We start from the raw sequence: 18,846 nt of genomic DNA on the forward strand, positions 1-18,846 counted from the left end.
AACATTTCTCACGCCAGCCCCCGCGTGGTGTCACCGGCACGCGTGACATCCTTCCGGGCATGGTGGCGCTGGACCCCGAGAAGGACGTGACGACGCGCCCGGCGTCGCGGGAACGGACACCCGCGATCTGGCGGGCGATGCTGGCCGCCGACCAGGGCCTGGTGAGCCTGGCGGGACGGTTGAAGGTCAGCGGACGGGTGCCGAGGGCCCTGCGCGGGCGGCCGCTGCTCATGGCCGCCAACCACATCGGCGTGTTCGACGCGTTCGTGCTCATGGCGGCGTGCAGGCGGATCGGCCTGGCGCCCCGGTTCATGCTCGCCGGCGGGCTGCTGGACGCTCCCGTGCTGGGGACGGCGCTCAAGGCCAGCGGTCACCTGCGGGTCGACCGGGGCTCGGCCTCGGCGATCGCGCAGTTCGCCCACGCGGTGGAGGAGATGCGCACGACGCGCGCCCCGATCATCGTCTACCCCGAGGGCCGCATCAGCCACGATCCCGGGTTGTGGCCGGAGCGCGGCAAGACCGGCGCCGCCCGGCTCGCGCTCGCCTCCGGGGTGCCGGTGATCCCGATCAGCCAATGGGGTGCGCACGAGGCCGTGTACTGGGGCACCGAGACCGTCTCCGGCCTGGCCGACCTCGTCCCGCTGGTGCGCTCCGGACTCACCGCCCCGCTGCGCAGGCCGACGTTCAAGGTGCATTTCGGCGACCCGGTGGACCTCTCCGAGTTCGACGGCTCGCGGCCGGGCCACGCCGTGAAGGCCCACGGCAAGATCATGCGCGCCATCACCGACGGGCTGGTGCCGCTCCGCCGCGACGAGCCGGACGTGCCGCGCTTCCACGACCCCACGCGCCCGACCGACACGGTCAGCCCCTGGCGGCCCTGACAGCCCCTGGCGGCCCTGATCGGGACGGTGAGGCGCCATCGGTCGGCTTGGCAGCGTGCCCGGTGGTATCGGCCGGGGCGGCGGAGCCGGGGCGTGCCCGCCGCTGGGCGGCGCAGGGTCCCCGCCGCTGGCCCGGGCCGCCGGGTTACCGCCACTGGTCCGGCCGTGGCGGCCCATGGTCCCCGCCTTCAGGTCGCCCCGGGTGGCATGCAGGACGGGGTTGACCGGTCCGGCGCCCGTCGGCGGACTCCCCTGCTGCCGGGACGCGGCAGCCCGGTCGGGGTCATGGCGGAGCGGCCACGTGGGAAAGGCGGGTGGAGGCGCATCGCTATCCGGCCGTTGGTTCCGACTCCCGATAAGACGGGTCCGGCGGCTGGGAGCCGGCGGTTATGGCGACTTGTAGGTGTGGCCGGTCGGGGTGGTGATGTGCAGGCTTCCGGTGTCGGTGAGGTGGAAGTGCCAGCCGGGGGTGTGTTTGGTGCGGTGGTGGCGTCGGCACAGGCCGATCAGGTTTGCCGTGTTGGTGTCGCCGGAACGCTGGTACGGGATGACGTGGTCGAGATCGCTGTCGTGGGCAGGGCGGTGGCAGGTCGGGAAGCGGCACTCGCGGTCCCGGATCGTGACGTGGTCGGCGGTGACGGCGGGCGGCGGTAGCGGGTGCGGCCCACGTCGATCGGGGCGCCGGTGTGGGGGTCGGTGATGATGCGCCGCCAGGTGGAGCTCGGGTCGAACGCGATCGCCCGCGCGATCGAGGCGGGCAGCGGGCCGTGCCCCGCGAGCTCGGCAGGGTTCTCGGCGAGCCCGATGAGGGTGGCGACGTCGATGTACACGAAGATCTCCGCCCGCACCGATGCCTCGCCCGGAGTCCCGCTGAGCAGGAGATCGGCGAACACGTCGGCCCGCAGCTGGTCCATGGTCCGGCCGTCGCCGGCGTTGCGCGGCGTATGCGCACACCGATCGGTCCGCGCATACGCCGCGGAGGCGACCTCGGCGGGCAGGTCGGCGGTCAACGTGGCCATCGCCTCGTCGGCGTGCCGCAGCTCGACCCGGCGTTCCACCGCCGTGCCTCCGCCCGCGCCGCGGCACCCTCCGGATCGACCTTGTGCACCGCACGGTTCACCATCCGCCGAATCGACGAGGCATCCCGCCCCGCTAATCGCCCGGAGACCAGCGCATCCACTTCCCCGGCCATGTCATCGGACAACACCGCTGTCGGCTCCGAGGTTTTCGAGGCTTTGTACACATCGATCTCGCCCCGCGACAACGCACCCAACGTTTCCGGAAGCCGCGACACCAAATCCCGGGCCAACCCGATTTTGATCCGCGCCGCATTCTCCGAAATCGCCAACGCCAGCGCCACTTCCGAGGCCACATCGGCAGCATCGTCCCGCGACGCCGAATACTCCGCCAAAGTCCGCACCTGCCACGCCTGCAGCCGAGCAATTTCCCGCTCCAGCTCGACGATGCGCTCGATAAGTCGTTCCCCCATGCCAACGATTCTACCGGAAAATCGCATACCGAAAGGGTGGAGCAACAAATTGCGGAACGTGACCACGAGACTCGTTCCGTGGGGAACTGCCGCTAGCAATCAGACAATGAGAGGTGATGCGTGGAGCGGCGGTTTCCCACGGCGCGCCGAAGGCGTGTTTGAAAGCCCACCACCGACGCGAATCCGGAAACCACCACAACGGCACCCCACCAGACGCAAACGGCCAACACGACGACATAAGCGGGCAACACGACGACGGGAACGGCCGACACGGCGACACGGACGGCAGACGCGCGCTACGGCCGCCGCGTCGGGATGGCGGATCCGGTGCGCAACGGGTCCAACACGAACAGGGTTGTGTACCGCTTGACGTTCGGGTCCTGCTGGAACAGCCGCTTGGCGATCTCGTTCTGGTGCCCCGTGCCCACGGTGGCCAGCACGACAACGTAGTCGTAGTCACCGGAGACCTCGTAGGCCTGCTGCACCTCGGGTGCCTCGAGCAGCCGGCGGCGGAACAACCGGCCGTGCTCGGGCGAGTCCTCCTGGATGGTCACCAGGCACACCGCGAGCACCACCTCGGGTGCGTGCCGCGGGTCGAGCACGGCCACGGTGTGGCTGAGCAGGCCGCTGGTGCGGTAACGCCGCACCCGGCGCAGCACGGCGCTCGGTGAGAGCCCGACCTCCTCACCGAGGTCCCGCAACGTGCGGGAGGCGTCCCGCTGCAGGAGATCCAGCAGGTGATGGTCGAGGTCATCAAGGGTGAGGGCAGCCACGCAAATATGTTGCGCGGATGCGGGAGAACTTTCAATCGGCCCCACCGGCAGGCTGGCTAGGGTCGAAGCGGTCGAACTCGCACCTTCCCTCTCTCCGGCAAAGGATTCGTGATGACGACAACCCGGTCCGGCACGGCTGCGGATACGGACGCCGGGCGGCCCGACACCACGCGCGGTGTGGTGCTGCTGCTGGTCGCGTCCGTGTGCTTCGGCAGTTCCGGGGCGATCGGCAAGCCCGCGATGCTGGCCGGGCTGGCCCCGGAACAGGTGGCGGCGGCGCGGATCGGGCTGGCGGCGCTGGTGCTGCTGGCCGGCGTCGCGCTGGTGCGGCCAGGGCTGCTCCGCGTGCAGCGCCGACAGTGGCGCGTGCTGGCCGGGTACGGCCTGCTCGGCGTGGCGGGCGTGCAGTTGTTCTACTTCGTCGCGGCGTCACGGATTCCGGTCGGCGTGGCGATTCTGCTGGAGTTCACCTCGCCGGTTCTGGTGGCGCTGTGGGTGCGGTTCGTGCGCCGGATCCGGCTGCCGTGGCCGATGTGGGTCGGGATCGCGCTCGCGCTGGCGGGTCTCGCGATGGTCGCCCGGGTCGGCGCCGGACTCGAGCTCGACGCGGTGGGCCTGCTCGCCGGCGTCGGCGCGGCCCTGTGCTCGGCGGCGTACTTCCTGCTCGGCGAGCACGGCGTCGCCAGCCACCACCCGCTGGGCATGGTGACGTGGGGCATGGTGATCGGCGCGGTCGCGGTGTGTGTGGTGGCGCCGCCGTGGACGCTGCCTGCCGAGGTGCTGACAGCCCCCACCGAGTTCGGACCGTGGCAGCCACCGGTGTGGACGCTGCTGGTCGCGATCGCGCTGGTGTCCACGGTGATCGCCTACCTCGCCGGGATCACGGCGTTGCGCCACCTCCCCGTGGCGGCGGCCAGCGTGCTGGCCCTGGTCGAGCCACTCGTCGCCACGGCGGCCGCGTGGCTGCTGCTCGGCGAGGCGCTCACCTGGACGCAGCTGCTCGGGGCCGCGGTGCTGCTCGGCGGGGCCTTGTTGGTGCAACTGACCTCGCCACGCAAACAGCCGGCCGGTGAGCCGCTGCCCGTGGACGCCTAGCCCGGCCTGCGGAACTCCGCGAGCCACCGCGGTGAGCCGTCAAGCGCGGTCTCGCGCACGGTGACGGTGTCCAGGCCCGCGCCGAATGCCTCCACGTCGCCGCGCGTCAACGGATAGGGAGGCCCGGGCTCGGGAGCGACACCGTCCTGCGCGCGCAGCGCCACGACCACCAGCGTGCCGCCCGGCGCGAGGAGACCGCGCACACCGTCGGTCGCGCGGGAGCGCAGTGCCACCGGCAGCGCCTGGACGGTCAACACCTCCACGACGAGGTCGAACGCACCCCGCCAGTCCGCGGGCAGGTCGAGCAGATCGGCCACCCGGTACTGCACGGGCGAACCGGGCCACCGCTCGCGACACACCCGCACCGCCGTCTCGCTGACGTCGAACCCGGTCGTGTCGAACCCTCGCGCGGCGATGTACTCGGCGTCCGCGCCGAGACCGGCGCCCACGACGACGGCCCGGCCGGGACCGTGGATGCCGCGCGCGGCCACCCACTCCGCCAGCAGCGGATGCGGGTCGGTCCGCGACCACGGAAGCTCGATGTCACCGGCCTCGCCCGCGTTGTAGAGCTCCTCGAACCAGCCCACCGGGTCGTCCTCCGCCCGGCCGACGATCCGCTCCTCCTCCGCCTCCGGGCCGTCGGACGTGTGCCGCAGCAGCACCCGCACCACGGTGTCCCATGTAGACGGTGGTGGCACCTCGTGGCCGGCACCCGGCAGCACCAGCAGTTCGGCACCCGGGATCACGCGGGCCAGCGCCTCGCCGTGCGGGAGCGGGAACAGCGGGTCGGCATCTCCGTGGATCACCAATGTCGGCGCGGCGATGTCGGCGAGGGTGCCATCGGGTTGCGGACCGCCGTCGGTGTGGGCGTGGTTACCGAGCGAGGCGAGGTCGGCCGTCCGGGCGACGACGCGTTCGACGACGGTCCGCGTGCGTGCCTCGTCGAACCCGGGCCCGGCCAGTGCCCGCTGCTCGCTCAGCAGTCGCGCGACCACGGCTTCGGGATCCGTGCCGGCGGGCCCGCCGGCATCGGCGATCGCGGCGAAGTCCGGTGCCATGTCGGGCAGGTCGTCCGGGAGGCCGGGTAGCGCGCCGCTGGTAGCCAGGAGCGTCAGCGTGCGCACCCGTTCGGGGTGGGTGACGGCCAGCCATTGGGCGATCGCACCGCCCATCGAGATGCCGGCCACGTGCGCCTCGTGCACGTCGAGGGCGTCGAGGACGCCGAGTGCGTCGCCGACGAGGTCGGCGAACGTGTAGCCCGGCGCACCCGGTGGCCATGTCGCCGAGCGGCCGGTGTCGCGATGGTCGTACCGGATGACGTGCCTGCGCGCGGCGAGTCTTGCGCACAGCTCGTCGTACCACCAGTCCATCGAGCTGTCCTGGCCGGCGATCAGCAGCAGCGCCGGGTCGGCCGCACGCCCGAATGTCTCGACGCACAGCCGCACACCCTGCACGGCCAGCATTCGCTCACCGCGGGAACCGGATTCGGACGTGCGCCGCGTCACCATCCGCTCATTCTGACAAAGCCGCCACGATCATGTGGGCGCGACGAGCCAGATCGGGTTGCTCAGCGCGATCATCCGCGCCGACGCGGCGGCACGGACCTCGACGCGCAGGAACCGGCACGCGCGGCCCCAGCCACGCCAGCTGAGGGTTCCCGTGCCATCGCCGGACGTCTGCGTGGCCGCGGCCGGGCCGAGCGCCGTGTGCAGGACGAGCGTCGCCCCCGCAGCTCCGGCGACGCGGGCCGTGAGCGTCACCTCCTCACCCCGCCCCACCGGCAGCGTGCCGCCGATCCGGGCCGTCACCCCACCGCTCGTCGCGGCGACCTCCAGCATGACGGCCGACGACGCGGCGAGGTAGGCCCGGCCGGCACGCAGGGCAGCCACCAAGGCCGGTACCGACAGCTCCTCGGCATCGACCACGGTCTGCGGCAGGCCCAGCGGTTGCTCCGGCCGGTGGGAGTCGCTGTTTCCGATCGCGGTGATCCGCCTGCCCGCGAGCAACCGTGTGTGCCACAACCCGAGCGCGGCCTCGTCCTCGGCGCTCCACGGGCCGTTCCAGACCTCGATGGCGTCGACGTGCTCGAACCCGAACTCCCAACCCGTGCCGGGCAGCGGGATGGCGGGGTGCGCGGCGGCCACCAGACCACCGGCCTCGTGGACTGACGCGGCACAGCGGGCGAACGCTCCGCTGTCGGCCGGACCGTAGCGCCAGTCGACCCACTGCTCCGCCGGGATGCCGATCGCCAGCCAGTGGCCGTGCCTCGTCGTGACCTCCTCGCCCGCGACGACGAGCAGGTCGTCCGGCACGTGGCGGCCCCAGATGTGGTTGGCGGAGTTGGTGTTGTGCTCGGTCGAGACGAAGAAGTCCAAACCGGATTCCCGCGCCGCGCCGACCACTTCGGACGGTTGCCGCGTGCCGTCCGAATGTACGGAGTGGACATGCAGGTCACCGCGATACCAGCCGGGCCCAGTGCCGCCGATCCGCACGGGCGCCGGCTGTGGGGCGAACGGTGGACCGCTGTCGGCGTACTCGACGGTGACCGTGACCTCCCACGCCATGCCGAGCGGGTTGAACACGACCGGGCCGAGCGCGACGGCCCACGTACCGGTCGCCAGCGGTCCCGCGAGATAGCCGGGCGTCGCCTCCGTGGCGGTGACCGTGAACTCCCTCCGGGCGCCGCCCGACCAGCCCCGAAACCCGGCCGCGTTCGCCGTGTCCCAGCCGTCGGCGTCGAACAGCCCGAGATCGAGCACCTGCGCGGCGACTCCCGGAATCTCGAACTGCTCGTACCACGCCGTCACCGAGATCCGCGCCGCGCCCGGCCCGACGTCGAAGGGCACGTACACCCACTGGTCGATGCCGACCGGTGCGCGGCCGGTGAACGTCCGCGACGTCGTGGTGGCCGTGCCCGTGCGGTGTGTCCGGGTGCGCGCGCTCGCGACGTGCGCGGGCGCCAGCGCGGCGAGGCCCGCGGCGGCGAGCACCGAACCGGCCCGCAGCAGGCGGCGACGGGACATCCCCGGCAAGTCCAGCGACATGGGCCCGATTGTCGCCCACGCCGGAGAACCGCTGGTTGAACGCGCGGTGAAGCCTGCTACACGGGAATGACGGTCGGCACGATCATCGGCTTGCGCCGGTAGGTCTCGGCGACCCAGCGGCCGACCGCCCGGCGCACGGCCTGCGCGATGCGGTGCGTGTCGGTGATGCCCTCGGCCTCGGTGCGGGAGAGCTCCATCTCCACGAGCGCGGCGGCCTCGTCGAGGGCCTTCGGGTCGTCGGAGAAACCGCGTCCGGAGACCGTCGGCGAGCTCATGGCCCGGCCGGTCGCCGAGTCGACCGCGACCGTGATGGCGATGAACCCGCCCTCGCCGAGGATGAGCCGGTCGGACAGGGTCGACTCGCCGACATCGCCCACGGAGAGGCCGTCGACGTAGACTTCGCCCACCTCGACCCGCCCCGTGGTCGACGCCTTGCCGTCGACGAGGTCGACCACGACACCGTCCTCGGCCAGCACGACGTTCTCCGGGGCGACCCCGGTCCGGACCGCGAGTTCGCCGTTGGCCCGCAGGTGCCGCCACTCGCCGTGCACGGGCATGACGTTGCTCGGCCGGATCGCGTTGTACAGGAACAGCAGCTCACCCGCGGAGGCGTGCCCGGACACGTGGACCTTGGCGTTGCCCTGGTGCACCACGTTCGCGCCGAGCCGCACCAGGCCGTTGATGACCCCGAACACCGCGTTCTCGTTGCCGGGTATGAGGGAGCTCGCCAGCACCACCGTGTCGCCCGCCCGGATCGAGATCTGCCGGTGCTCACCCCGGGCCATCCGCGACAGCGCCGACAGCGGCTCGCCCTGCGACCCGGTGGAGACGAACAGCACCTTGGTCTCCGGCAGGTTCACCGCCTCGTCGAGGTCGATGAGCAGGCCCTCGGGGATGTTCAGCAGTCCGAGATCGGCGGCGATGCCCATGTTGCGCACCATCGAGCGGCCGACGAAGGCCACCCGCCTGCCGTGCCGGAGCGCCGCGTCGAGGACCTGCTGCACACGGTGCACGTGACTGGCGAAGCACGCCACGATGACGCGCTGGCGCACCTGCGCGATCACGTCGTCGAGCACCGGGCCGATGTCGCGTTCCGGCGTGACGAAGCCGGGCACCTCGGCGTTGGTGGAGTCGACGCAGAGCAGGTCGACACCCTCGTCGCCGAGCCGGGAGAAGCCGGCGAGGTCGGTGAGCCTGCCGTCGAGCGGCAGCTGGTCGAGCTTGATGTCGCCGGTGTGCAGCACCAGCCCGGCCGGGGTGCGGATGGCGACCGCGAGGGCGTCCGGGATCGAGTGGTTGACGGCGAAGAACTCCAGCCCGAACTGGCCGACCTGGCGACGCTCGTTCTCCGCGACCTCGAACAGCACCGGCTTCTGCTTGTGCTCCCGGCACTTGGCCGCGAGCAGCGCCAGCGTGAACCGGGAGCCGTAGACGGGCAGGTCCGGCCGCAGGCGCAGCAGGAACGGCACGGCACCGATGTGGTCCTCGTGACCATGCGTGAGCACTAGGGCGTCGATGTCGTCGAGCCGGTGCTCGATGGCCCGGAAGTCGGGCAGGATCAGGTCGACGCCGGGCTGGGTGTCCTCGGGGAACAGCACGCCGCAGTCGACGATCAGCAGCCTGCCGTCGTATTCGAAGACGGTCATGTTCCGCCCGACCTCACCGATTCCGCCGAGGGCGACGACCCGGAGGCCGCCTTCCGGCAGCGGCGGTGGTGCGTTGTTCGGGCCTGGTCCGACAGCGAGTTCACTCACCGATGAATGGTCCCAACGCTGGTGTGAGTGGTGGGTGTGACATACGCGGCGGCCGAGTCGGCCTGGGCCACGCGGGAGCCCGCCCAGTCGCTCGTCGGGTAGGCGTCCAGCGGCACGCCGGCCTGCGTCAGGTCGGCGGCGATGGCCTCCACCTGCTCCTGCGACGCCGGGACGATCGGCAGCCGCGGCCCGCCGACGTCGTAGCCGCGCAGCCGCAGCGCGGTCTTGGAGAACACGACCCCGCCGACGCGGGAGAACGCCCGGTAGACAGCGAGCATGCCGCGGTGGTTGGTGCGCGCGGTGGAGGTGTCGCCGTCCTCGTAGGCCTCGATCATGGCGCGGATGCGGCCCGCGACGACGTGCCCGATCACGCTCACCACGCCGGCCGCGCCGACCGACAGCCACGGCAGGTTCAGCGCGTCGTCGCCGGAGTAGTAGGCCAGGTGGGTGTTGGCGATGACCTCGCTGCCCGCGAGGAGATCGCCCTTGGCGTCCTTGACCGCCACGATGCGCGGGTGCTCGGCGAGCCTGCGCAGCGTGTCGACCTCGATGGGCACGATCGAGCGCGGCGGGATGTCGTAGAGCATCACCGGCAGCTCGGTGGCGTCGGCGACCGCCGTGAAGTGGGCTTGCAGGCCGGCCTGCGTGGGCCGGGAGTAATAGGGCGTCACGACGAGCAGGCCGTGCGCGCCGGCCTTCTCGGCCTGCTTGGCGAGTTCGATGCTGTGGGCGGTGTCGTAGGTGCCGGCCCCGGCGACCACAGCGGCGCGGTCGCCGACCGCCTCGACGACGGCCCGGATCAGCTTGGCCTTCTCCTCGTCGCTCGTGGTCGGGCTCTCCCCCGTGGTGCCGTTGACGACCAGTCCGTCGTTGCCCAGCTCCAGCAGGTGCACGGCGAGCTCCTGCGCCCGCTTCAGATCCAGCGCGCCCTCGGCGTCGAAGGGGGTGACCATGGCGGTGAGCACGCGGCCGAACGGTCTGCCCGGCGCGGCGGTCGGCGGAGTGGGCGGTGCAATCGACATGCTGCTGACGGTACCTCCTCAGGGCCGCGATCAGCGCGCCGACCGGACCAAGTCGGCGGCCGGTGCGCAAGATCGCGGGGGGTGACGAAGAATTCGCGCACCGGGCGCGTTCGGGCGGGAAGTTCTTCGGTCAGTGGACCTCGCGACTCACCGTTCCGGTCATCCTGCCGCCGCCCGCGTCCGTCGCGAAGCAGTAGATCGACCGGATGGCGTAGTCGCCCTCGGCCGGCCGCTTCTCCCACTCCGTCCGCGACGGCACGAGCGCCTGGTAGCGCAGGCTCGCCCGCCGGTCGTCGTCGACCGCGTTCGAGTGGAACACCACCCCGCACTGCTTCTCGGCGAAGGCCCGCAACCTCTCGTCACCGGGGTAGCTCGCGGGGACGGCCTCGTCGTCGGTCGACTGCCCCAGCGCGATGTCGCCGAAGAAGAGCTCGGCGTCGTGGCTCTCGCTCTCGCAGTCGACCCAGTTGCTGTCAGCGATCGACCGGCCTGCGCCGAGGGGCGTGTTGAGGCATTGGTAGGAGCCGCTCAGCTCGAGGGAGGGCACATCGCCGCCGTCGCCGTAGCTCAGCGTCGGCAACATCGCCTCGTCGGTGTCGGTCGACCAGAACGGCTTGCCGAGGAAGAACCCGCCGGCCAGCAGGGCCACCGCCCCGGCCACCGCGCCGGCGACGAGAGCGCGGCGCTTGCCGGACCGTACCGGCGACGGCGGCGTGCCGAGCATCGTGTGCCCGCCGGGCATCGTGGGCGGCTGCCCGCCGTGCCCGGCGGTCGGCCGGCCGCCGGGCGGGGTGGGCGGACCGGCGGCGTTCTGGTGCGCGGCGAGGCCGAGCAGCCCGCGCGCCTGGGCGGCGGAGATCCGCGCGTCCGGGGAGGCGATGAGCATGCCCATGATCGCCGAGGCGAGCGGGCCCTGCGCGTGCGTCAGGTAGGGCACCTCGTTCATGATCGCGTGGAGCGTGGCCGCGGTGGTGGCGCGCTCGAACGGCAGGACTCCCTCGACGGCGAAGAAGAGCGTGGCGCCGAGCGACCACAGGTCGGACGCGGGCAGCGCCTCCTGCCCGGCGACCCGCTCCGGTGCCATGAACGCGGGCGAGCCGACGAGCATGCCGCTGGTGGTGATCCGCGGGTCGTCGACGGCCTGGGCGATGCCGAAGTCGGTGAGCTTCACGCGGCCGTTCGACGCGACCATGATGTTGCCCGGCTTGACGTCGCGGTGGACGATGCCGGCCTGGTGTGCGGCCTGCAGCGCCGCGAGGACCTGATCGCCGATCAGCGCGACCTGGTGCGCCGGCAGCGGACCGTGGCCACGCACGAGCTCGGACAGCGTCGGGGCCTCGATCAGCTCCATGACGATGAACGTGGCGTCGTGCTCGGTGACGACGTCGTAGACGGTGACCACGGCGGGGTCGTTGAGCCGGCCGCCGGTGCGGACCTCCCGGAGTACGCGCTCGGAGAACACACCCGCGTCCTCGGCCCCCTCGGGCAGCCGGAGCTCCTTGATCGCCACCTGCCTGCCGATCACCGTGTCCTCGGCACGCCAGACGACGCCCATGCCGCCGCGGCCGAGTTCCCGCAGCAGGGTGTACCGGCCCGCCACCGTCCTCGGTGCGGAACTGGCCTGAGTGGTCCGGGTCTGCCGGAGCTCGTCGGTCACGCTGCCTCGTCCCCTCGTCGTGTGCGGCACGATGCTAGCCGCACCCGCACGGTCAGACGCCGGATCCGTGGACCTCGTGCCCTCCCGCCCGCAACGCGTCGACGGCCCGTGCCAGATCGCCGTCCTTGACCAGCAGGTGGTCGGTGTCGAACGTCGACAGGCTGAACAACGCCACCCCCGCGGAGGCCAGCTCGCTGGACAGGGCGGCGATGATCCCGGTGAGTGTGAACGCGAGCGGGCCACGGACGGTGAGCAACCGCCATCCGCCCTCCACCCGGGCCCCGTCCGGCGCGAGCGCGACGGGACAGACCACCGACAGCTCGCTGCCGGTGCGCGTGACCGAGACGAGGCCGTCGCCCGCGCCGTCGAGCAGCGTTTGCGGGACAGCGGCCGCGGCGTCGAGCCGGGACACCGCGTACTCGCCCGGCCGGACGTCGATGACGAGCCGCTTCACGGTGCCCGCCTCAGCCTTCGAGGACGCGCGGGCTGGACGCCACCTCGGTGCCGTCGGGCAGCGTCGAGATCGTGAAGTCGGCGAACACGTTCTCGGCGGCCTTCTGCAACTGCCGCAGGCACTCCACGGCCAGGGCGCGGATCTCCACGTCGGCGTGCTCGGTGGCGCGCATGCCGATGAAATGCCGCCAGGCGCGGTAGTTCCCGGTGACGACGATGCGGGTCTCGGTCGCGTTGGGCAGCACCGCACGGGCGGCCTGGCGGGCCTGCTTGCGGCGCAGGGTTGCATTCGGCGCGTCGGCGAACTTGCGCTCGAGTCCCTCGAGCAGCTCGCTGTAGGCCTCCACGCTCGCCTGCGTCGCCGCGAGGAACTTCTCGTGCAGTTCCGGGTCCTCGGCGATCACGTCGGGCTCCACGAAGGCCGCGTCGCGCTCCGGCACGTACCGCTGGGACAGCTGGGAGTAGGAGAAGTGCCGGTGCCGGATCAGCTCGTGCGTGAGCGAGCGGGAGATGCCGGTGATGTAGAAGGTGACCGACCCGTGCTCGAGCACCGAGAGGTGGCCGACCTCGATGATGTGGTCGAGGTAGCCGGCGTTGGTGGCCGTCTTCGGGTTCGGCTTCTTCCACGACTGGTAGCACGCCCGCCCGGCGAACTCGGCGAGCGCCTGCCCGCCGTCGGCATCGGTGCTCCACGGCACGTCCTCGGGTGGGAAGAACTCGGTCTTCGCGATCAACCGCACCTTGGGTGACACCGTTTCGGCCACGTCGACTCCCTCCGCCTGATGACTCCCGGCAGCGTATCTCCCGGTGCCGACAATCCGTGGTGACATCTGTTGACACCATGTTGCCGCTTGCGCGACATCAGTTATGACGTCATAGTGATGTCATGGACTTGACGCCGTACCTGGACCGGCTCCGGGAGGACCTCACCACCACCGCCTCCGCCGGCGACCAGGAGCTGCAACGCGCCGCCGCGATCCTGTCCGCGGCTCTGGAGCCGGCCGCCCGGCTCACGCTGATGAACGCGCTGTCCGACCTCGCCGCCGAGGTCACCGCCCACCTGCCCGACCACGTCGTCGAGGTCCGGCTCGACGGCCGGGACGTCCGTGTGGTCGTCACCGGCGGTGCCGAGACCCCGGCGCCGGAACCCCCGCCCGCACCGGCGCCGCCACCGCCGCCGCAGGGCGAGGCCGGTGACATCAGCCGCATCACGTTGCGGCTGTTCGAGCAGATCAAGTCGCAGGCCGAGCAGGCGGCCGCGGCACAGGGCGTGTCGCTGAACACCTTCGTCTCACAGGCCGTCCAGGGCGCGCTGCGGGGAACGCACCAGCACGGCACCGGCCCGAAGGCACGCGGCGGCTCGAGCCGGTCGTACCTGCACGGCTGGGTGGAGGGATGACCATGACCGAGCAACCGCAGGGCACGCCCGAGGAGCTGGTGCGCAGCCAGACCTTCGACGCCACCGGCCCGCTCGAACTGAACGTCGACATCACCGTGGGCCGGGTCGAGGTGAAGCTCGGCGAGGGGCCTGTGCTGGCCGAGATCCGGCACGACCCGGCGGCGCAGGCGCCGTGGAGCGAGGGGGTATCGAGCCTGCTCAGCTGGGTCGGCGAGCGCTTCGGCAGCCAGCTCGGCACAGACCTCACCGGCTCCCCCGCCGACGCCGTCGCGCAGTGCCGCATCGAACAGGTCGGCACCCGGCTGACGGTCGCGGGCCCGAAGCCGTTGCCGCTGCGCAATATTCCCCTCGCTGTCACCCTGCACGCGCCGGAGGGGTCTCACCTCACCGTCCGGGCGGGGTCCGCCGAGGTCGGCCTCACCGGCTCGGCGGGCCGGGTCGACGTGGCCACCGGGTCCGGTTCGGTGAGCGTCGAGACGGCCGACGGCGCCGCGACGCTGCGCACCGGCAGCGGCGGCATCAAGGCCGGCGCGCTGCGGGCCGGCCTGCAGCTGCGCTCCGGTAGCGGCGACGTGGACATCGCCGAGCTGCCCGCCTCGGGCACCGTGGCGTCGGGCAGCGGCGCGGTGCGGCTGGGCGAGGTCTCCGGATCCGTCCTGGTGCGCACGAGCAGCGGCGACGTGTCGGTCGCCGGTGCGGCGGCCGGCTCGCTGGAGGCGATCACCGGTTCCGGCAACGTGCGCATCGGCATCCGGCACGGCGTGGCGGCCGAGATCGAGTTGTCGTCGGGCTCGGGCCGGGTATCCAGCGAGCTCGACGTGGCCGAGACACCACCGGACCGTGAGGTGCCCCTGTCGGTGCGAGCGCGCACCGGCTCCGGCGACGCCGTCGTCACCCGGGCTGCCGGCTGACCGCGCGTCACCCAGGCGGTCGGCTGACCGCGCACGTCACCCCGGCTGCCGGGCTGACCGCGCGGCGCAGTGCCTCGGCGAGGTCGCCCCGCTCGCCCACCGCGACCCCGTCGAGGCCCAGCCACGCCGCCATCTCCGCCAGCTCGGCGGCCAGTTCGGCGGCGACCCGGCCGTGGTCGGCACCCGGTTCGGCGAAAGCACCCGGCACGCGCAGCACTCCGGCTGCGCGGTCGGCCTTGAGATCGACGCGGGCCACGAGGTCGCCGTCGAGCAGAAACGGGAACACGTAGTAGCCGTGCACCCGCTGCGGCTCCGGCACGTAGATCTCGATGCGGTAGCGGAAGCCGAACAGCCGCTCGGTGCGCGCGCGTTCCCAGATCAGCGGGTCGAACGGGCACAGCAGCGCCCGGCAGGCAACCGCGCGCGGCGCCGTGGCGGAGGTGTGCCGGTAGGCCTGTTGCCGCCAGCCGCGCACCCGCACCGGCTCGAGCGTGCCCGCCTCGACGAGCTCCTCGACCGCCCTGCGGTTCTCCGCGGGGCCGAGCCGGTAGTAGTCACGCAGGTCCGCCTCGGTCGCGATGCCCAGGGCCTCGGAGGAGCGCGCGACCAGTTCCCGGGCACCCTCGGCGGCGTCCACCCGGCGGGCGAGCACGTCCGGTGGCACGACCCGCTCGGTGAGGTCGTAGAGGCGCTCGAAGCCGCGGCGGGTGCCCGTCGTGAGCTGCCCCATGCCGAACAGCCACTCGCAGATCTTCTTGACCTCGGAGCGTTCCCACCACGCCCCGGGCGTGCGCCGGGAGCCGCCCGCGAGCTCCTTCTCGATGGTGCCCGCGCCGACCGGACCGAGCTCCTTCACCACGGCGAGCACGTCGTCGACCAGCGACGGCGAGGCCTCGGCGAGGCGACCGTAGCCCCGCCACCAGCCCGGCCGTTTCGCACCCGACTGCAGCAGCGGCCAGTCCTCCACCGGGACCAGGCTCGCCTCGTGGGCCCAGTACTCCAGCAACAGCCGGGGCCGTCGTGCGCTGTGCGACCACGCGGCCTCGTCGATGAGCGCGGGATCGTAGGCACCGAGGCGGGAGAACAGCGGCGCGTAGTGGGCCCGCACGGCGACGTTCACCGAGTCGAGCTGGATGAGCTTGACGCGCGACAGCACCCGCTTCAGGTGCCGCCGGGTGGGCGGCCCCGAGGGGCGCGGATCGGCGAAGCCCTGGGCCGCGAGCGCGGTGCGCCGCGCCACCTCGGGGCTGACGGTTCTCACGGTGAGCCATGCTGCCAGCAGGCACCGACATTGTCCGCGCGCCACCGGGTCATCCCGCCCGGCGCGCACCGCTATGTTCGGCCCATGAGCACCGCCGGAGTCCGCGTCGCCACCGCAGACGACGTCGCCGACATCGCACGCATCCAGGTCGTCACCTGGCGCACGGCCTACGCCGATGTGCTCGGCCGGGCCGCCGTCGACGCGCTCGACGAGGCGGCGCTGGCCCGGGAGTGGACCGATGCGGTGGCGCACCCGGGATCGACCGTGTATCTGGCCGAGGAGGGCCGGTTCGCGGTCGGCTTCTGCGTCGCGGGACCGGCGCCCGCGGGTGAGGTCGCCACGGCCGACGGCGCTGTGCCGCCCGACGCGGCGACGACCGGCCTGGTCGCCACCGTCCTCGTCGAGCCGCGCTGGGGCAGACGCGGCCACGGCGGTCGGCTGCTCGCCACCGCCGCCGCCGGCCTGCGGGACCGAGGCTGCGTGCGCGGTGTCACGTGGGTCGCGGAGTCCGATTCGGCCTCACTCGCCTTCTTCCGCCGCGTAGGCTGGGATCCGGACGGCACGGTACGCACGCTGGACACGGGCGAACGGACCGTGCGCGAGGTCCGCCTCACCGGCGGACTTGATCTCCGGCTCGAGACCTGACCCCGACCCCGCTCGACGCCCGCACCCTCCATTGACGCGACCCATACGTGATCGATGGCATACTCCGGCCCGCCCCTGGCATTCCGTGCCCGTCCGAAGCCCGCCCCCACCCCGCGCTGTCGACGAATCCAGGAGGATCTTGGTGCTCACCTGGCTGTGCATCACGTTCGGTGTCGCGTTCGGCTCCGCCGTGATCCCGGTCATCAGCATCGAGGTCTTCGTCATCGGCCTCATGACGAGCGGCAACAGCATTCCGTGGCTCGCGGTCGGCGCGGTGGTCGCCACCGGCCAGATCCTGGGCAAGCTGCTCTACTACCTCGCCGCCCGTGGCTCCATCCGGCTGCCCGAGTTCCTGCACTGCCGGCTGCACCGCGAACGCCCGCCCTCGCCGCGCCGGCACCGGTGGCGGCTGCGGACGAAGAAGCTGCGCGGCTGGCTCGACACGCTGCGTGAGCGCTGCCACCGGCACCCGCACTGGATGGCCAGCACCTACGGGGTCAGCTCGGTGGTGGGCCTGCCGCCGTTCATGGCGACGACCGTCCTCGCCGGGCTGGTGCGGATGAGGATGTCGACGTTCGTCACCGCCGGGCTGCTCGGCCGGTTCGTGCGGTTCAGCGCGCTGGCCGCCTCGCCCGCGATGTTCGCCGGCGCCTTCGGTCTCTGAATCGCTCCCTCAGACCCGCTTCTCCCAGCGGAACAGCCGCTTCGCCGCGAAGCCCGCGAGCAGCGTCCACGCGACCAGCACACCGAGTGCGGGCAGCGCGTCGGCGAACTGCGCGGCGAACCCGCTCGTGCCGTCGTAGGACAGCCGCGCGATGTCGAGCAGCGCCCCACCCGGAAGCACCAGCGGCACGACCTCCGGGCCGCCCGCACCGTGTGTCCCGGCCCAGATGGTGGTGCCCAGCAGAAACAGGAAGAACGGCATCGCGGCCATGTCGGCCTGCTGGGTGGTCGAGACGAGCCCCGTGGTCGCGATGGCGGCCACCGCGCACATCGCCACCGTCAGCACGATCCCGAGCAGCAGCAACGGCAGGTTCTGCGGTGCCGCGGGCCCGAAGATCCAGACGATCACGACCGTCAGCAGGCTCTGTGCGACCCCGAGCAGCAACGGCGGCGAGCTGAGGCCGGCCAGGATCGTGGCGTCGGCGCATTCGCTGGTCCGCAGCCGCTTGAGGTAGAGGTCCTCGCGACGCGCGGTCAGCGTCAACGTGGTGGTGATGTAGACCGTCATGCCGCACATCAGCGCGAGCTGCATCGCCACCGGCAGCGCCCACCCGAGCGCGCCCAGGTTGTCGGCGCCGAACAGCACGAGGAACACGGCCATGCCGATCGGGAACAGCGTCGCCGTGCCGGCGACCGTCGCGTTGCGCCCGACCAGCTTCACCTCGGTCAGCAGCAACGCGGTCAACTGACGACGGACCAGGCTCATCGGGCTTCTCCTACGACGTCGGTGGTGGTGGTCCGGGTGCGGTCGCGGTCGACCACGCCGTGGAAGACGTCGTCGAGCGAGGCGTGCTGGGCGCGGAACCGGCGCAGCGGGACCTGGTGGGCGCTGCGCCACTGCACGACGGCGGTGAGGTCGCGCTCCAGGTCGGAGGTCGACAGCTCCACCCGGCCCTCGGCCAGCTGGGCGGGGTCCAGGTCTCCGGCGAACTCCGGCAGCGTGCCGGCCGGGGTCTCCGCGGGCAGGTCGAACGAGATGCGTGCCCGCTCGGCGGCGAGCACGTCGACGAGACTGCCGGCCACGGCGATTCGGCCCTCGTGCATGATGGCCAGCCGGTGGGCGAGGCTCTCGGCCTCGTCGAGGTAGTGCGTGGTCAGCACCATCGTGACGCCCTCGGCCAGCAGGTCCCGGATCACCTGCCAGGCGGTGACGCGTGACTCGGGGTCGAGCCCCGTCGTGGGCTCGTCGAGGAACAGCAACTCGGGCTTGCCGAGCATGGCCAGCAGCAGGTCGAGGCGCCGCCGCTCACCGCCGGAGAGCTGCTTCACCCGGACGTCGCGGCGGTGGGCGAGGTCGAGCCGTTCCATGGCGTACTCGGCATCGGAGCGTCTGCTGCCGAGGTCCTGCCACAGCCGGACGGTCTCGGCGATCGTCAGATCTCCCGCGAACCCGCTCTCCTGCAACATGATGCCGACCCGGCCGCGCAGGCGCGTCCGCTCCTCGTGCGGGTCCATCCCGAGCACCCGGACGGTGCCCGCCGAGGGTGCGCGCATCCCTTCCAGGGTTTCCAGCGTCGTGGTCTTGCCCGCGCCGTTCGTGCCGAGCAACGCGAACAACTCGCCTTGCCGCACCTCGAGGTCGATCCCCCGGACCGCCTCGAACGAACCGTAGGAACACCGCAACCCGGCTGCTTCGATCACTGGTGTGAACACGCCTCGACCGTAGGAAGCGGGCCGGTGACCGCACCAGAGCCGCCGATCACCGGTTCCGCGGAGATCCACACGGCCGGGGCATGACA

General features: G+C 72.2%; 20 protein-coding genes. 6 read left to right on the forward strand and 14 right to left on the reverse strand.

Annotated elements, in window-relative coordinates; genetic code table 11:
- Positions 1-137 precede the first annotated feature (137 nt).
- On the forward strand, positions 138-881 hold the full coding sequence (locus ACFSZT_RS21245; protein ID WP_377386857.1) for a lysophospholipid acyltransferase family protein: 744 nt from the start codon (positions 138-140) through the stop codon (positions 879-881).
- Between the two features lie 387 nt (positions 882-1,268).
- Here the strand turns inward: ACFSZT_RS21245 and ACFSZT_RS21250 are convergent, their stop codons facing one another.
- The 4 genes from ACFSZT_RS21250 to ACFSZT_RS21265 all read right to left on the reverse strand — a co-directional run bounded on the left by ACFSZT_RS21250 (position 1,269) and on the right by ACFSZT_RS21265 (position 3,143).
- Positions 1,269-1,499 carry an HNH endonuclease signature motif containing protein gene (locus tag ACFSZT_RS21250; RefSeq protein WP_377386859.1) on the reverse strand — a complete coding sequence of 77 codons (231 nt, stop codon included), beginning with the start codon at positions 1,497-1,499 and terminating at the stop codon, positions 1,269-1,271.
- On the reverse strand, positions 1,388-1,939 hold the full coding sequence (locus ACFSZT_RS21255) for a DUF222 domain-containing protein (RefSeq protein ID WP_377385905.1): 552 nt from the start codon (positions 1,937-1,939) through the stop codon (positions 1,388-1,390). The genes ACFSZT_RS21250 and ACFSZT_RS21255 overlap by 112 nt, the downstream gene beginning before the upstream one ends.
- Positions 1,888-2,436 carry a DUF222 domain-containing protein gene (locus ACFSZT_RS21260; RefSeq protein ID WP_377478325.1) on the reverse strand — a complete coding sequence of 183 codons (549 nt, stop codon included), beginning with the start codon at positions 2,434-2,436 and terminating at the stop codon, positions 1,888-1,890. Before ACFSZT_RS21260 ends, ACFSZT_RS21255 begins: the two co-directional genes overlap by 52 nt.
- 230 nt (positions 2,437-2,666) lie before the next feature.
- Positions 2,667-3,143, reverse strand: coding sequence for an Lrp/AsnC family transcriptional regulator (locus ACFSZT_RS21265; RefSeq protein ID WP_377385911.1), 477 nt, complete (start codon positions 3,141-3,143; stop codon positions 2,667-2,669).
- 111 nt (positions 3,144-3,254) lie between these two features.
- Between ACFSZT_RS21265 and ACFSZT_RS21270 the strand changes: the two genes are divergently transcribed.
- Positions 3,255-4,238 (forward strand): EamA family transporter, encoded by a 984-nt coding sequence (locus ACFSZT_RS21270; protein ID WP_377385914.1) that lies wholly within the window; start codon positions 3,255-3,257, stop codon positions 4,236-4,238.
- Here ACFSZT_RS21270 and ACFSZT_RS21275 read toward each other — a convergent pair.
- From ACFSZT_RS21275 to thyX, 7 genes are all read right to left on the reverse strand, one after another.
- Complete coding sequence (locus tag ACFSZT_RS21275) at positions 4,235-5,746, reverse strand: alpha/beta fold hydrolase (RefSeq protein ID WP_377385917.1); 1,512 nt, start codon at positions 5,744-5,746, stop codon at positions 4,235-4,237. The genes ACFSZT_RS21270 and ACFSZT_RS21275 overlap by 4 nt on opposite strands.
- Before the next feature lie 27 nt (positions 5,747-5,773).
- Positions 5,774-7,282: a CehA/McbA family metallohydrolase gene (locus ACFSZT_RS21280; RefSeq protein ID WP_377385920.1), complete on the reverse strand. Its 1,509-nt coding sequence runs from the start codon at positions 7,280-7,282 to the stop codon at positions 5,774-5,776.
- 56 nt (positions 7,283-7,338) lie between these two features.
- Entirely contained in the window at positions 7,339-9,036 is a 1,698-nt protein-coding gene (locus ACFSZT_RS21285; protein ID WP_377385923.1) for a ribonuclease J, read from the reverse strand.
- Entirely contained in the window at positions 9,033-10,058 is a 1,026-nt protein-coding gene (gene dapA / locus ACFSZT_RS21290) for a 4-hydroxy-tetrahydrodipicolinate synthase (protein ID WP_377385926.1), read from the reverse strand. Before dapA ends, ACFSZT_RS21285 begins: the two co-directional genes overlap by 4 nt.
- 130 nt (positions 10,059-10,188) lie before the next feature.
- Positions 10,189-11,715 (reverse strand): serine/threonine-protein kinase, encoded by a 1,527-nt coding sequence (locus tag ACFSZT_RS21295; protein WP_377385929.1) that lies wholly within the window; start codon positions 11,713-11,715, stop codon positions 10,189-10,191.
- 52 nt (positions 11,716-11,767) lie between these two features.
- Positions 11,768-12,169: an ACT domain-containing protein gene (locus ACFSZT_RS21300; protein WP_377385932.1), complete on the reverse strand. Its 402-nt coding sequence runs from the start codon at positions 12,167-12,169 to the stop codon at positions 11,768-11,770.
- A gap of 10 nt (positions 12,170-12,179) precedes the next feature.
- Positions 12,180-12,932, reverse strand: coding sequence for an FAD-dependent thymidylate synthase (gene thyX, locus ACFSZT_RS21305; RefSeq protein WP_377385935.1), 753 nt, complete (start codon positions 12,930-12,932; stop codon positions 12,180-12,182).
- 122 nt (positions 12,933-13,054) lie between these two features.
- Here thyX and ACFSZT_RS21310 point away from each other — a divergent pair, with 122 nt between their 5' ends.
- Together ACFSZT_RS21310 and ACFSZT_RS21315 are read left to right on the forward strand one after the other, a co-directional pair.
- Complete coding sequence (locus ACFSZT_RS21310) at positions 13,055-13,567, forward strand: toxin-antitoxin system HicB family antitoxin (RefSeq protein WP_377385938.1); 513 nt, start codon at positions 13,055-13,057, stop codon at positions 13,565-13,567.
- A 2-nt stretch (positions 13,568-13,569) separates the two neighbouring features.
- On the forward strand, positions 13,570-14,478 hold the full coding sequence (locus ACFSZT_RS21315) for a DUF4097 family beta strand repeat-containing protein (RefSeq protein WP_377385941.1): 909 nt from the start codon (positions 13,570-13,572) through the stop codon (positions 14,476-14,478).
- Between the two features lie 7 nt (positions 14,479-14,485).
- Here the strand turns inward: ACFSZT_RS21315 and ACFSZT_RS21320 are convergent, their stop codons facing one another.
- Complete coding sequence (locus ACFSZT_RS21320) at positions 14,486-15,739, reverse strand: winged helix-turn-helix domain-containing protein (RefSeq protein WP_377385944.1); 1,254 nt, start codon at positions 15,737-15,739, stop codon at positions 14,486-14,488.
- An 84-nt stretch (positions 15,740-15,823) separates the two neighbouring features.
- On the opposite strand from ACFSZT_RS21320, the gene ACFSZT_RS21325 reads away from it, so the two are divergent.
- Positions 15,824-16,384, forward strand: coding sequence for a GNAT family N-acetyltransferase (locus ACFSZT_RS21325; protein WP_377385946.1), 561 nt, complete (start codon positions 15,824-15,826; stop codon positions 16,382-16,384).
- A 142-nt stretch (positions 16,385-16,526) separates the two neighbouring features.
- Positions 16,527-17,048 (forward strand): hypothetical protein, encoded by a 522-nt coding sequence (locus ACFSZT_RS21330; RefSeq protein WP_377385949.1) that lies wholly within the window; start codon positions 16,527-16,529, stop codon positions 17,046-17,048.
- A gap of 9 nt (positions 17,049-17,057) precedes the next feature.
- On the opposite strand, the gene ACFSZT_RS21335 is transcribed toward ACFSZT_RS21330, so the two are convergent.
- Positions 17,058-17,813 (reverse strand): multidrug ABC transporter permease, encoded by a 756-nt coding sequence (locus ACFSZT_RS21335; protein WP_377385952.1) that lies wholly within the window; start codon positions 17,811-17,813, stop codon positions 17,058-17,060.
- Positions 17,810-18,760, reverse strand: a complete 951-nt coding sequence (locus ACFSZT_RS21340; RefSeq protein ID WP_377385955.1) for an ABC transporter ATP-binding protein — start codon at positions 18,758-18,760, stop codon at positions 17,810-17,812. The genes ACFSZT_RS21335 and ACFSZT_RS21340 overlap by 4 nt, the downstream gene beginning before the upstream one ends.
- Positions 18,761-18,846 lie beyond the last annotated feature (86 nt).

The organism is Prauserella oleivorans (assembly GCF_042685745.1).
GTDB lineage: Bacteria > Actinomycetota > Actinomycetes > Mycobacteriales > Pseudonocardiaceae > Prauserella_A > Prauserella_A oleivorans.

Coding starts and splice junctions, on each gene's coding strand:
- ACFSZT_RS21245 (WP_377386857.1), top strand. CDS start 138: ATGCTGGCCGCCGACCAGGGCCTGGTGAGCCTGGCGGGACGGTTGAAG.
- ACFSZT_RS21270 (WP_377385914.1), top strand. CDS start 3,255: ATGACGACAACCCGGTCCGGCACGGCTGCGGATACGGACGCCGGGCGG.
- ACFSZT_RS21275 (WP_377385917.1), bottom strand. CDS start 5,746: ATGGTGACGCGGCGCACGTCCGAATCCGGTTCCCGCGGTGAGCGAATG.
- ACFSZT_RS21280 (WP_377385920.1), bottom strand. CDS start 7,282: ATGTCGCTGGACTTGCCGGGGATGTCCCGTCGCCGCCTGCTGCGGGCC.
- dapA (WP_377385926.1), bottom strand. CDS start 10,058: ATGTCGATTGCACCGCCCACTCCGCCGACCGCCGCGCCGGGCAGACCG.
- ACFSZT_RS21310 (WP_377385938.1), top strand. CDS start 13,055: ATGGACTTGACGCCGTACCTGGACCGGCTCCGGGAGGACCTCACCACC.
- ACFSZT_RS21315 (WP_377385941.1), top strand. CDS start 13,570: ATGACCGAGCAACCGCAGGGCACGCCCGAGGAGCTGGTGCGCAGCCAG.
- ACFSZT_RS21325 (WP_377385946.1), top strand. CDS start 15,824: ATGAGCACCGCCGGAGTCCGCGTCGCCACCGCAGACGACGTCGCCGAC.
- ACFSZT_RS21335 (WP_377385952.1), bottom strand. CDS start 17,813: ATGAGCCTGGTCCGTCGTCAGTTGACCGCGTTGCTGCTGACCGAGGTG.